Source organism: Mesorhizobium sp. B2-5-3, from assembly GCF_006441005.1.
Taxonomy (GTDB): Bacteria; Pseudomonadota; Alphaproteobacteria; order Rhizobiales; family Rhizobiaceae; genus Mesorhizobium.
On the sequence record NZ_VFUS01000001.1, the window covers coordinates 323,988 to 336,647 of the forward strand.

The 12,660-nt window shown below is 63.9% G+C and carries 15 protein-coding genes; 7 read left to right on the forward strand and 8 right to left on the reverse strand.

Annotation, left to right across the window (positions count from 1 at the left end; genetic code table 11):
* Positions 1-102: 102 nt before the first annotated feature.
* Positions 103-426: a YciI family protein gene (locus FJ867_RS01630; RefSeq protein ID WP_140518064.1), complete on the forward strand. Its 324-nt coding sequence runs from the start codon at positions 103-105 to the stop codon at positions 424-426.
* Between the two features lie 3 nt (positions 427-429).
* On the opposite strand, the gene FJ867_RS01635 is transcribed toward FJ867_RS01630, so the two are convergent.
* On the reverse strand, positions 430-1,044 hold the full coding sequence (locus tag FJ867_RS01635) for a LysE family translocator (RefSeq protein ID WP_140670611.1): 615 nt from the start codon (positions 1,042-1,044) through the stop codon (positions 430-432).
* Positions 1,045-1,443: 399 nt separating this feature from the next.
* Here FJ867_RS01635 and FJ867_RS01640 point away from each other — a divergent pair, with 399 nt between their 5' ends.
* Complete coding sequence (locus FJ867_RS01640; RefSeq protein ID WP_140816342.1) at positions 1,444-2,070, forward strand: DUF1062 domain-containing protein; 627 nt, start codon at positions 1,444-1,446, stop codon at positions 2,068-2,070.
* Positions 2,071-2,131: 61 nt separating this feature from the next.
* Here FJ867_RS01640 and typA read toward each other — a convergent pair whose 3' ends face one another.
* A complete protein-coding gene (gene typA / locus FJ867_RS01645; RefSeq protein WP_140492867.1) occupies positions 2,132-3,961 on the reverse strand; it encodes a translational GTPase TypA in 1,830 nt (609 codons plus the stop codon).
* Positions 3,962-4,214: 253 nt separating this feature from the next.
* Between typA and FJ867_RS01650 the strand changes: the two genes are divergently transcribed.
* On the forward strand, positions 4,215-4,442 hold the full coding sequence (locus FJ867_RS01650) for a hypothetical protein (protein ID WP_224518939.1): 228 nt from the start codon (positions 4,215-4,217) through the stop codon (positions 4,440-4,442).
* Positions 4,443-4,528: 86 nt separating this feature from the next.
* On the opposite strand, the gene FJ867_RS01655 is transcribed toward FJ867_RS01650, so the two are convergent.
* The gene (locus FJ867_RS01655; protein WP_140880322.1) at positions 4,529-5,812 is read right to left on the reverse strand and encodes an MFS transporter; all 1,284 of its coding nucleotides are present in this window, start codon (positions 5,810-5,812) and stop codon (positions 4,529-4,531) included.
* A 74-nt stretch (positions 5,813-5,886) separates the two neighbouring features.
* Between FJ867_RS01655 and FJ867_RS01660 the strand changes: the two genes are divergently transcribed.
* Positions 5,887-6,504, forward strand: a complete 618-nt coding sequence (locus FJ867_RS01660; protein WP_140524978.1) for a TetR/AcrR family transcriptional regulator — start codon at positions 5,887-5,889, stop codon at positions 6,502-6,504.
* A 44-nt stretch (positions 6,505-6,548) separates the two neighbouring features.
* Complete coding sequence (locus FJ867_RS01665) at positions 6,549-7,142, forward strand: hypothetical protein (protein ID WP_140816344.1); 594 nt, start codon at positions 6,549-6,551, stop codon at positions 7,140-7,142.
* Between the two features lie 115 nt (positions 7,143-7,257).
* Here the strand turns inward: FJ867_RS01665 and FJ867_RS01670 are convergent, their stop codons facing one another.
* On the reverse strand, positions 7,258-7,425 hold the full coding sequence (locus tag FJ867_RS01670) for a hypothetical protein (protein ID WP_140492852.1): 168 nt from the start codon (positions 7,423-7,425) through the stop codon (positions 7,258-7,260).
* A gap of 308 nt (positions 7,426-7,733) precedes the next feature.
* Here FJ867_RS01670 and FJ867_RS01675 point away from each other — a divergent pair, with 308 nt between their 5' ends.
* Both FJ867_RS01675 and FJ867_RS01680 read left to right on the forward strand, forming a co-directional pair.
* The gene (locus tag FJ867_RS01675) at positions 7,734-8,651 is read left to right on the forward strand and encodes an SMP-30/gluconolactonase/LRE family protein (RefSeq protein ID WP_140518068.1); all 918 of its coding nucleotides are present in this window, start codon (positions 7,734-7,736) and stop codon (positions 8,649-8,651) included.
* A 23-nt stretch (positions 8,652-8,674) separates the two neighbouring features.
* On the forward strand, positions 8,675-8,881 hold the full coding sequence (locus FJ867_RS01680) for a 4-oxalocrotonate tautomerase family protein (protein ID WP_013892236.1): 207 nt from the start codon (positions 8,675-8,677) through the stop codon (positions 8,879-8,881).
* Between the two features lie 3 nt (positions 8,882-8,884).
* Here FJ867_RS01680 and FJ867_RS01685 read toward each other — a convergent pair whose 3' ends face one another.
* Genes FJ867_RS01685 through ftsY form a run of 4 tightly spaced genes read right to left on the reverse strand, consistent with a single transcriptional unit; the run spans position 8,885 to position 12,652 of the window.
* A complete protein-coding gene (locus FJ867_RS01685; RefSeq protein WP_140524976.1) occupies positions 8,885-9,415 on the reverse strand; it encodes an NADPH-dependent FMN reductase in 531 nt (176 codons plus the stop codon).
* A 30-nt stretch (positions 9,416-9,445) separates the two neighbouring features.
* Positions 9,446-10,066 carry a pyridoxamine 5'-phosphate oxidase family protein gene (locus FJ867_RS01690; protein WP_140816346.1) on the reverse strand — a complete coding sequence of 207 codons (621 nt, stop codon included), beginning with the start codon at positions 10,064-10,066 and terminating at the stop codon, positions 9,446-9,448.
* A gap of 24 nt (positions 10,067-10,090) precedes the next feature.
* A complete protein-coding gene (locus FJ867_RS01695; protein WP_140559284.1) occupies positions 10,091-10,765 on the reverse strand; it encodes a septation protein A in 675 nt (224 codons plus the stop codon).
* A gap of 51 nt (positions 10,766-10,816) precedes the next feature.
* Entirely contained in the window at positions 10,817-12,652 is a 1,836-nt protein-coding gene (gene ftsY / locus FJ867_RS01700; RefSeq protein WP_140524973.1) for a signal recognition particle-docking protein FtsY, read from the reverse strand.
* Between the last annotated feature and the right edge of the window lie 8 nt (positions 12,653-12,660).

Genomic DNA, 12,660 nt, shown 5'->3' on the forward strand with positions numbered 1-12,660 from the left:
TAGCCACCTCTCATTCTCATTGCTTGTTTGCCGGTTTGGTCCGATGATCGCCGGGCGGCATGACCGCATGCCGGTTCGATGCCGCCGACAAGGGAGGAGAACATGGCGAAATTTCTCTATGTCTATCACGGCTCCGGCAAGATGCCGACCGAGGAGGCCGAACGCAAAGCCGCGATGGATGCCTGGAACGGCTGGTACGGCAAGCTCGGCTCGGCCGTGGTCGACGGCGGCAATCCGGTCGGCATGTCGAAGACGGTGCTGCCCGACGGCAAGGTCGAGAACAATGGCGGCAGCAACCCGACCGCCGGCTACACGATCGTGGAAGCCAGGGACATCGACGATGCCGTCGCCAAGGCCAGGGATTGCCCGATCCTGATGAACCCGGCCTTCAGCGTCGAGATCGCGCCGATCATCGAAATGATGTGACGGTCACGAGCGCGCCGCGATCGCCGCGGCTGCACCGGCCATGGTGGTGGCGCTGACGCGGTTGGCGATTCTCATGGCGCGCTTGCTCTTCAGGAGCTTGCGCGCCTGGGCGGCGGCAAGCACCCAGGCAAGGTCGATGATAACAAGCACCACCGCCATGGTCGCCGTCAGCTCGATCCAGCCAACCACCGTCACCGAAGCAAGGTCGATGATGGTCGGCAGCAAGGCCAGGTAGAACATCATGATCTTGGGGTTGCCGAGCGTCACGGCCATGCCGGCGAAGAACAGTTTGCCGGGCGAGTCCTCGCGCGGCATCTCGCCTTCTTTCGCTTCGACAGGCGCGGTCCACATCTTCCAGGCCAGATAAGCGAGATAGGCGACGCCGACCCATTTGACGATGACGAAAGCGAAATGGAAAGTCTGCGCCACCACCGCCAGCCCGAACACCGCCAGCGACAGCCAGATGCCCTCGCCGATCCACATGGCGAGCAGGAACGGGAACACGTCGCGAAATCCCTTGGCGATGACGCGGGCGACGAGTGCCGCGATCGAAGGACCCGGCGAACCGGCTGCCACGAAGAGCGCGGCGGCGAAGATCAGGAGCGAGGTGAGGTGCATGGCGAGGATCTCGGCTTGAAAACCTTCAATGCCAGACATTAGCAATGCCAGACATTAGCGCAAGCGATCGAGCTTCGGTAGCATCAACATGCTTGCCGGCCCGGCATCTCGCGGCTAGATAGATCGCCGCGAAACAAATTCGAGCTTCACTTTGCCTACGTAACCGCCGGTCTCGTCAACTCCCCCGACACAATGCATGGCGCCGCCACAACGGTGCCTTTTTTCATTTCATGTGTTCCTCTGGGCGGCGGTTCGAGACCGGTTTGGCACTGCTGAACCACTGTCGCGCGCGCCGCGACGCCTGATTCCAAGAACCGCAGCCTACCGCCACGCCGTGCCCGCCTGGGCATCTCGACATTGCCGACCTGATGAACTTCCCGACGGGAAGGGCTTATCGGCATGTCTTCCGCCTTGCGCATCCGCTGGACGATCGCGCCTCAAACCGCACCACGTCCCCTGATCACCTGCAATCGCTGCGGCGGCGTCAAAGCCTATCGCAGCAGCGGAAAGTTCCGCGTCAACGCCAACGGCAAGCGCATTGACGTCTGGCTGATCTATCGTTGTATCAACTGCGACAATTCCTGGAATTTCGGCATTTTTGAGCGCCGCAACCGCCGCGAAATCGAGCCGGCGCTGCTGCGGGCGCTGGAGAGCAACGATGCAGCACTTGCCCGGCGCCATGCATTCGATGTGACCGCACTGCGCGGCCAGGTGGGGCGTGTCGAGGAGTTTCCCGACGTCGACGTGCACAAGACGGCGCTTGGCGGGACAAGCGAAGCTGCAAGCGTGCTGGAGCTCCGGCTCGGGCTCGAAATGCCGATATCGCTGCGGCTCGATCGTTTGCTCGCCAACGAACTCGGCATCTCACGGTCGCGACTTCAAGCCCTGGAGGAGAAAAGCCTGTTGGTTGTCGATTGCGACGGGGCCAAGGCTTTGCGCAAGCCGGCACGCGACGGGACGACGGTCCGCGTCGATCTGGCCGGCGAACCCGACCGGCAGGCCATCATATCTGCCGCCAGGGGATGAACGGCAGAGGGGCGAAGCACCTGGTGCTCCGCCCCTCCCGGATACGATCAGAAAGCAGAAATTACGCGGCGCCGACGGCCTTGGACGATTTCTCGAAGCGCTTGCGCTCGTTGGGATCCAGATAAAGCTTGCGCAGGCGGATGGTCTTCGGTGTCACCTCGACCAGCTCGTCGTCCTGGATCCAGGCCAGCGCGCGCTCCAACGTCATGCGGATCGGCGGTGTCAGCTTGACCGCCTCGTCCTTGCCGGCGGCGCGGATGTTGGTCAGCTTCTTGCCCTTCAGCACGTTCACTTCCAGGTCGTTGTCGCGGGAGTGGATGCCGATGATCATGCCCTGATAGACCTTGACGCCCGGATCGATGACCATCGGGCCACGATCCTCCAGGTTCCACATGGCGTAGGCGACGGACTCGCCCTGCTCGTTGGAGATCAGCACGCCGTTGGTGCGGCCGGGCAGTTCGCCCTTATAGGGCTCATAGGCATGGAACAGCCGGTTCATCACGGCGGTGCCGCGCGTGTCGGTCAAGAGTTCCGACTGGTAGCCGATCAGGCCGCGCGTCGGCGCGTGGAAGACGAGGCGCTGGCGGTTGCCGCCGGAGGGGCGCAATTCGACCATCTCGGCCTTGCGCTCGGACATTTTCTGCACGACGACGCCGGCATGCTCCTCGTCGACGTCGATGACGACTTCCTCGACCGGCTCCAGCAATTCGCCGTTCTCGCCCTTCTGCATGACCACGCGCGGCCGCGACACGGCGATTTCAAAGCCCTCGCGGCGCATGGTCTCGATCAGCACGGCAAGCTGCAATTCGCCACGGCCCGACACGAAGAAGGAATCCTTGTCAGGCGATTCCTCGATCTTGAGCGCGACATTGCCCTCGGCTTCGCGCAGCAGGCGGTCGCGGATGACGCGGCTGGTCACCTTGTCGCCTTCCGTGCCGGCCAGCGGCGAATCGTTGACGAGGAAAGACATGGTCACGGTCGGCGGATCGATCGGCTGCGCGTGCAGCGGCTCGCTCACGCTCAGGTCGCAGAACGTGTCGGCGACGGTGCCTTTGGACAGGCCGGCAATGGCGACGATGTCGCCCGCCTGCGCTTCCTCGATCGGCTGGCGCTCGAGGCCGCGGAAGGCCAGTATCTTGGAAATGCGGCCGGTTTCGATCTGGGTACCGTCATGATGCAGCACCTTGACCGCCTGGTTGGCCTTCAGCGTTCCGCTCTCGATGCGGCCGGTGATGATACGGCCGAGGAACGGATTGGCTTCCAGGATAGTGCCGATCATGCGGAACGGGCCGGGATGCACGGTCGGCGCGGGCACATGCTTGAGGACGAGGTCGAACAGCGGCGACAGGCCCTGGTCCTTGGGACCTTCCGGATTTTCCGAGACCCAGCCGTCGCGCCCCGAGCCGTAGAGGATCGGGAAGTCGAGCTGCTCGTCGGTGGCGTCGAGCGCGGCAAACAGGTCGAACACCTCGTTGACCACCTCGACATGGCGGGCGTCCGGCCGGTCGATCTTGTTGATGACGACGATGGGCTTCAAGCCGACCTTGAGCGCCTTGCCGACGACGAACTTGGTCTGCGGCATCGGGCCTTCGGCGGCGTCGACCAGCACGATCGCCGAATCCACCATCGACAGGATGCGCTCGACCTCACCGCCGAAATCGGCGTGGCCGGGGGTGTCGACGATGTTGACGCGGGTACCCTTCCAGTCGACCGAGGTCGCCTTGGCCAGGATGGTGATGCCACGTTCCTTTTCGAGGTCGTTGGAATCCATGGCGCGTTCGGCGACGCGCTGATTGTCGCGGAAGGCGCCGGATTGTTTCAGAAGCTGGTCGACAAGGGTGGTCTTTCCATGGTCGACGTGCGCGATGATCGCGATATTGCGGAGGTTCATGATCTGGTCTCGGGAGCGTTGCAGGCAGCAGGCCAAAAGGCGCCGCCTCTTTCGTGTTGCGCGGCTCATACAGGGTTTTTCGCATTTGCGAAAGAGGAAGCGCGACACCAAATAATCATCAAATCTTAAGCATCGCCATGTGAAATGGTTTTGTTAACCAAGGCGGGAACCTTTTGCGGGCCCGGGCAGTTCGAACACCATGACCAACGCAGTCGTCAAATTTCGGCCGATTCTCGCAACTGCGGCCCTCGCCGTGCTGCTGGCTGCCGGCGCCGCTCAATCGGCGGCGACGCTCAAGGAAGCGCGGCCCGCTCTGCCGAGCGATATTCCGAGCGCCGAACAGGTCTTTGCGGATGCGCCCGATGGCGTCGATCCGGTGGTGACGGGGCCGGTCAGCGCGGCCTTCAAGCAAAGGCAGCAAAGCGCCAACTGCGATAGCGCGGTTTGGCCCAACGTTCCGATAGTCTGCTATCCCGACTGATCGGCTGCGCCGTCGGCGAACTGCCAATCTCCCCCTTTATCGAAAGATCGCCAATCCAACCGACGGCACACTCGTTCGAAGGCGCACTATGCCGCTTGCGGCTCCGGGTCGAACGCCGGCCGGCTGGTGTTGATTAGGAGCGAGATACAGGCGGCGGCAATCGCGGTCATGCCGGCGATCAGGAAGGCCAGTTCGTAATTGCCCTGCAGTTCGCGCATGGTGCCGCCGAAGAAGGCGGCGGTTGCCGCGCCCACCTGATGGCCGGCGACGATCCAGCCGAACACGATCGGGCCGCTGCGGTCGCCGAAGGCTTCATTGGCGAGCCGCAGCGTCGGCGGCACGGTGGCGATCCAGTCGAGACCGTAAAGCACGGCGAAGATGATCAGACTGGTCGCCGAAAAGCCGGAATAGGGCAGATAGATCAGCGACAAGCCGCGGATCGCATAATAGACGCCGAGCAGCTTGCGCGGATCGAAACGGTCGGTGAGCCAGCCCGACAGCGTGGTGCCGATCAGGTCGAAAATGCCCATCATCGACAACAGGCCAGCCGCCTGCACCTCGTTGATGCCCATATCGCCGCAAAATGCGATGAGATGCGTGCCGACCAGCCCGTTGGTGGTGAAACCGCAGACGAAGAAGGTGGCGAACAGGTACCAGAAGACGCGCGTGCCGGCGGCGCGGCGCAGCGTGGTCAGCGTGTGGGTCAGGAAATTGCCTTGTGCCGCCGGCGGTACCGGCGGCACGTCGTCGGCTTCCGCGCCGTAGCGCACCATGCCGATCGATGCCGGGCGTTCCGGCACCAGCAGCAGCACCAGCGGCACCAGACAGGCCGTTGCGACGGAGATGGCGGTGACGACCGGCTTCCAGCCGCCTGACTGCGCCAGCGAGGCCAGCAGCGGCAGGAAGACCAGCAGACCGGTGGCGCTGGAGGCCGACATCAAGCCCATGACGAGACCGCGGTTGGTCTTGAACCAGCGGTTGACGATCGTGGCGCCGAGCACGGTGGCGACCGCGCCGGAGCCGACGCCGGAAAACACGCCCCAGGTGATCAGCAGATGCCATGGCTTGGTCATCAGCAGGCTGAGCGCGGTGGAGGCCGACATCACGACAAGCGCGGCAAGCAGCGTGCGCCGCAGCCCGATCCGCTCCATCAGCGCGGCGGCAAACGGCCCGGTCAGGCCGTAGAGGAAGATGCCGACCGCGGCAGCCAGCGACACCACGTCGCGCCGCCAGCCGAAACTTTCCTCCAGCGGCAGCATCATGACGGCTGGCGCGGAGCGCAAGCCGGCCGCGATCAGCAGGCAGAGAAAGATGACGGCGACCACGACGAAAGCGTAGCGCTGGCCAAACGGACGGGATTGAGCTAGCATGTTACTGACCGGTACGTTGCAGGGTGGAAACATGTATACGTACCGATCGGTAACAGTGTCAACCGAGACCGCGAATGCCACCAGACAATAAAATTGAACCGTCCATCAGCAGCGCTCACGCGTCGGCTCCGCCAAAGGCGGCGGAAAAGATACTCGGCGTGGCGCGCGATCTGTTTTACCGGCAAGGCATCAGGGCAATTGGCGTCGATGAGATCGTCAGGCGCGCAGGGGTCACCAAGCCCAGCCTCTATCGCAGCTTTCCCTCCAAGGACGAATTGGCCGCCTCTTATCTGCGCCGATACGACCTCGAATTCTGGGAACGCTTCGACGAGGCGGTGAACGCCCATCCCGGCGATCCGCGCGCGCAAATCCGAGCCTTCCTGACCCGCGTCGGCAAGCGCACGCAGAAGCCTGACTATCGCGGCTGCGGCATGACCAATGCGGCCGTAGAATATCCCGAGCGCGGCCATCCGGCGCGCGTGGTGAGCGAGGACAACAAGCAGGAACTGCGCCGCCGCCTGCGCGCCATGGCCGCCGCGATGAATGCCGCCGACGCCGACACGCTGGGCGACGGTCTGCTGCTTCTGATCGAAGGCGCCTATATCAGCGGCCAGTTGTTCGGCGCCGGTGGCCCGGCGGCGTCGGTGGCGATCAACGCCGATCTGCTGATCGAGGCGAGCTTGAAGAAATAGTGTTTGGCGATAGGCTGCTGCGACCTTCAACGGAGATGTCCGCGATGCGCAGCCTGGTTCTTCCGCTCGTTCTCGCCAGCGTCTGCCGGGCAGCCCATGCCGGCGAGATATCGAGCGCCTACACCGATCTCGACTGGAAGAACGACTGCGTCACCTATGCGCAGGCCGGGGACGGTGATGGCGACTGGGCCGACCTCGCCTATTCGGGCTATCGTGGCTATCCGGTGCTGATCGCCTATGACGATGCGCGCGAATCGCTGTTTTATGGTTTCCCGCCCGGCGGCGACATGACATCGGTCTGGGAAAGTTTCTCCGGCTTCAATTCCTCAGGCGCCAGGATCGAGTGGCGCATCGAGACCGACGGCGACAAGGCGGTGCCGTTCGCGGTCATTCACCGCCGCTCGATCAGCAATCCGGAAGACGAGAAGAAACCCACCGACGTGCTGCTCGTCTCCAAGGTCGCGCAAATGGATGCGCGCGACGGCTGCACGGTCGCACTGGTGCTGGCTACAGGAAATCCTGCCGCCAACGATCAGGCGCGCAAGCTTGCCGACGAGAAAGCACGGTCCTTCGCCTGCGGCAAGGACCGGCGCACCGTCATCGGCGAGGTGCCGGCTTTCGGGCGCGTCGACAATTGAAGGACAAGCGTTCGCCGCTCGCCGACGTGTCAAATGCTTCTGTTTTCACGCGCCCTCGTCATCACCGTTGAGGAACAGCAATGTCCCGGAGCGCGCGAATCTGCTTGTTGTGGGCTCAGCCGTAGATCTGCTTGTGGACCTGATAAAGCATTTCCGAGCGGTCGGCGCGCATGTCGGCCAGATCGCGGCTGGAGAAGCTGTCGATTTCAGCGACGAGGCGGTTGTAGTTCTTGCGCTTGGCGATGCTGCTGCGGGCGCGGGTCAAGAGGCTGTCGAGGATCATAGCGAGTTTCCTTCTGGGCCGCATTTGGCGGCCGGTTTCTTCCTCCCTTGATCGATACGGAGCATGACATAGGAATAGTGCATCGCAAAAAGAAGATGTTGCAATGCACCATTGCGCTATGTGCATAGCCGGTTAATGGCGCCTGAACGCCACCCCCGGCGCCGGCGCATTGCCCTTCCGTGATGGGAATGCCGGTTCCTGTCGTTTTGTCTTACAAATTGCGGAAATGTCATCGCCGCCGACCTTGCCATATCGATCTCCTGCTGGCTTGATCGCCGCCGGATTGCCAACGTTACCGGGAGGAAAGAATGGCCGCCGCCGACTACGAAATTCTCGATCCGCGTTTTGCGCGGCTGTTCAACGGCAATGCGCAAGTGGATAAGCTCTTCACCGGCTGCCGATGGGCGGAAGGGCCGGCCTGGTTCGCCGCCGGCCGCTATGTCGTCTGGTCCGACATCCCGAACAACCGCATGATGCGTTACGACGAGACCGACGGCAGCGTCAGCGTGTTTCGGCAGCCATGCGGCAATTCCAACGGCAACACCGTCGACCGGCAGGGCCGGCTGGTGACCTGCGAGCATTCGGGGCGCCGCGTGAGCCGCACCGAGTTCGACGGTTCGGTCACCACCATCGCCGCCAAATGGAAGGGCAAGCGGCTGAATTCGCCCAATGACGTGGTGGTCAAGTCGGACGGCTCGATCTGGTTCACCGATCCAACCTACGGCATCGACACCGATTACGAGGGCGACAGGGCCGAGAGCGAGATCGGCGCCTGCCATGTCTACCGGGTCGATCCCGGTACCGGCGATGTCGAGGCTGTCATCACCGACATGGTCAGGCCGAACGGGCTGGCTTTCTCGCTCGACGAGAGCAAGCTCTATGTCGTCGACACCGGCCGCACGCATGGCGCGCAGAACCCGGCGCATATGCGGGTATTCAATGTCGGCGAGGGCGGCAAGAAGGTCTCGGGTGAAAAAGTCTTCGCCGACTGCACCGCAGGCCTGTTCGACGGCTTCAGGCTCGATGATGCCGGGCGCATCTGGACCAGCGCCGCCGATGGCATCCATTGCTACGATCCGGACGGAACGCTGATCGGCAAGGTCAAGGTGCCCGAGGTGACGGCCAATTGCGTGTTCGGCGGCGCCAAGCTGAACTGTCTCTACATTGCCGGCACCACCTCGCTCTACATGGTCCGGCTGATGGTGAACGGCGCCAAGACCTACTGAGCTGAATTAAAGGGAGGATCGTCATGCCATTCGTCAACATCCGCATCGTCAAGGAAGTGATCGCCGCCGATCCGGCCGGCAAGAAAGCCGACATCGCCAAAAAAGTCACGGCGGCGATCATGGACGCCACCGGGCTCGGCAATGACGATGTCTGGGTGGTCTTCGAGGAGGTCAACGCCCGCGACTGGTACGTCGGCAAGACCGATGTCGAGACGCTGAGAAAAGGGTAGGCGCTAACGCGCGCGAATGAAATCCGCGAAAGCGGACAACGCATCGCGCGTTGCCAACGCGTTCGCCTGCTCCCCCAGGACGGCCTCCACCTCAGCTGGCTTCTTGCCGAGCAGCCCGATCTCCAGCCCGCCGTCATAAAGCGCGAAGGACATGGTGCGCATGATCTCCGCCAATGCGGCGCGGGCATAGAGCGAGCGCGGCGAGGCGTGCACCAGCATGGCCGGCTTGTCGACGGCGGCATCGCGCGACACCAGCCAGTCGAGCGCATTCTTCAGGCCGCCCGGCACGCCATGCGCATATTCCGGGCATGAGATGATGACGCCGTCGGCGGCGGTGACGGCATCGATCAGCCTGGACGCTTCGGACGGCGTCCGCTCACCCTCGTCGTCGGGGTTGAAGATCGGCAGCAGGCCGAGTCCTTCATGGATGGCGACGCGGCAGCCCTCTGGCGCGTTCCACGCCAGTGCCGCGACCAGGGCCGAATTGGTGGAGGCCGCCCGCAGGCTGCCGGAAATGGCAAGGAGGTTCAGCAAGGCGACGCTCTGACGAATCTTCCGCGCACGCTACCACATCGTCTGCTTGTATTCGTCGTCCAGCCAGCGGTCGGTCGCCTCGGCCGAATCGGCGAGCGCCAGTTGGTCGCGCAGGATCTGACCGAGCGTCGGCAGCGTGGCGCGATCGTGCCAGCTCTCCGGCTTCCAAAGCTCGGAGCGCATGAAGGCCTTGGCGCAATGCATGTAGGCGGCCTTGACGGCGACCACGACGACGCTCTGCGGCTCCTTGCCGTCGACGGCCAGCCGTTCGCGCAAAGCGGCGTCGACGGTGATGCGGGCGTCGCCATTGACGCGCAGCGTCTCGTTCATGCCGGGAATGAGGAACAGCAGCCCGACCGACGGATTGAGCAGGATGTTCTCCAGCGTATCCAGCCGGTTGTTGCCGGGCCGGTCGGGGATGGCGATGGTCCTGTCGTCAAGCACGGCGGCGAATCCTGGCTTGTCGCCTTTGGGCGTCACATCGGCATTGCCTTCGCCGTCGGAGGAGCCGATCAGCACGAAGGGGCTCTTGCCGATGAAGGAGCGGCAATGGCCGTCCAGCGCCTTCAATTCTTTGCGGATCGAACCATCCGTCGGACGCGGCGTCTTGTAGATCGTCCGCAGCTCTTCGCGCGTGGTGACGAATTCCATGGCACTCCCCCCAATTTGCAGGCCTTACTTGCCGGCCTTCTCTTCGCCGCCGGTCTTGTCGTCCAGCGAATGGCGCAGGATCAGCGGCATCTGGCTGAAGGTGAACAGAAGCGTGATCGGCATGATGCCCCAGACCTTGAAGGTAACCCAGGCATCGGTCGAAAAATTCCGCCACACCACCTCGTTGACGAGGGCCAGGAACAGGAAGAACAGGCCCCAGCGAAAGGTGAGTTTTCTCCAGCCCTCGGCATCGAGCCTGAAGGCGGAATTGAAGACGTAGCCGAGCAGAGATCTGCCGAAGAACAGCCCACCGAGCAACACGCCGCCGAACAGCGTGTTGACGATGGTCGGCTTCATCTTGATGAAGATGTCGTCCTGCAGGTAGAGCGTCAACGCGCCGAAGATGAAGACGACGACGCCCGACACCATCGGCATGATCGGCAGGGTGCGGGTGAGCAGCCAGGACGCGACCAGCGCGATCGCGGTGGCGGCCATGAACAGGCCGGTGGCGACGAAGATCGGGCCGCCGAATTCCGCCAGCGCCGGGAATTTCTGCGTCAGCCATTCGCCTCGCGCATTGGCGAAAAAGAACACCAGCAGCGGCCCTAGCTCGAGAACGAGCTTGAGCAGCGGGTTGACGCCTTCCTTCTTCTCTTTCTGCGGGTCGGACGGATCGCGTTCGAGAATGGGTGGGTTCATATCTTCCTTCTTACGCACGATCCGGTTGAAGCAACTTCCGGGATCATGCCGTTAGGCAACGCCAGCGATCGCCCTGGCGAATTCGCTTGCCGAGAACGGTTCGAGGTCGTCGACCTGTTCGCCGACGCCGATGAAATAGACCGGCAATCTGTGTTTTGCCGCGATCGCCACCAGAATACCGCCACGCGCCGTCCCGTCCAGCTTGGTCATCACCAGGCCGTTGACGCCGGCGATGTTGCGGAAGATCTCCACCTGGTTGAGCGCGTTCTGGCCGGTGGTGGCGTCGACCGTCTGCAGCACGGTGTGCGGCGCTTCCGGATCGAGCTTGCCCAGCACGCGCACGATCTTCTCGAGTTCCGCCATCAGCTCGGCCTTGTTCTGCAGGCGGCCGGCGGTATCGATGATCAGCACGTCGGAGCCTGCTTCCTTCGCCTTCTCGAAAGCATCGTAGGCGAGGCCGGCGGCATCGGCGCCGAGCTTGGAGGCGATGACCGGCGATTTCGTCCGCTCGCCCCAGATCTTGAGCTGCTCGATGGCGGCGGCTCGGAAGGTGTCGCCGGCGGCCAGCATCACCGACAGGCCGCCATCGGTCAGTTTGGCCGCCAGCTTGCCGATGGTCGTGGTCTTGCCGGTGCCGTTGACGCCGACCACCAGGATGACATGCGGTTTGTGGCTGAGGTCGAGTTCCAGCGGCAGGGCGACGGGGGTCAGCACCTTCTCGACCTCCTGCGCCATCACGGTGCGGACCTCGGCGTCGGAGACATCCTTGCCGTAGCGGCTGGCGGCCAGCGAATCGGTGACGCGCAAGGCCGTCTCCAGCCCGAGATCGGCGCGGATCAGCACGTCCTCCAGATCCTGCAGCGTGTCGTCGTCGAGCTTGCGCTTGGTGAAGACGCCGGCAATGTTGCCCGACAATTCGCGCGAGGAGCGGGCAAGCCCGTCCCGCATGCGCTGGAACCAGGAGCGCCGCGGCGCCGGCTCCGGCGCCTTCTGCGGCTCGGCCTTCTGCTCCACCTTTCTGGCGACCGTTACCTTTCCGGGGGCGGGCGCAGCCTTCGGCGGGACGGGAACTGCCTCAGGTTCCGGCGCGATCTCGGCGCGCACAGGCTGCGGCTCGATCGGCGCAGGCTGGCGAATCGGCGGCGAGATTTCGGCGGCGGTTTCGGCGCTGGGTGCCAGGTTCTCGACAGGTCGGCGCTGCCCCTCACCCTCGCCCTCTTCCCGTGAAGGACGGGGAGAGGGAGGCGTTGGCGTTGCAGCTTCTTCCTTCTCCCCGTCACTATACGGGGAGAAGGTGCCAGCAGGCGGATGAGGGGCGGCGCCGGCCTGTGAAGGCTGCGCGGAAGACGGTGTCGCAGGAATCTCGATTGGCGCCGGCGTCTCGACCGGAACTTCGGCGGGCGTCGGTACTTCGGCGGGTGCCGGTTCCGGCAGCTGCTCCGGGCGCGACGGGACAATTTCCGGCTCGGCGGGCGCTGGTTGCGGTACCTCCTGCGGCCGCGGTTCGGGCGCAGGCTCCGGAATGGCCGGGGGTGTCGGAATTTTCTCAGGGGCCGGCGGCTCCGGGCGCTCTGGCGCCGGTGCCGGTTCCTCCTCCGGCCGCGGCTCCGGCAGCGGTTCCGGCTCGGGCGGAATGGTCGGCTCCGGCACCGGCGGAATGGCCGGGGCAGGCTCGGGTGTCGGCTCCTCGGGCGGCGCGGGCTCGACGGGAGGCTGAGCCTGGCTCTCCTCCCGCTTCAGGAATTCCGGAACGGCCTGCTCGGCCGCTGGCTTCAGCGTGTCGAGCTGATCCCATTTGATCGGCGGCAGCGGGGCGGTCTCGTCGACGCGCTCCTCGACGACCTCCTTCTTGCCGAACGAAAATATCTTCTTGAAGAACCCGGCCATCTCTTGCG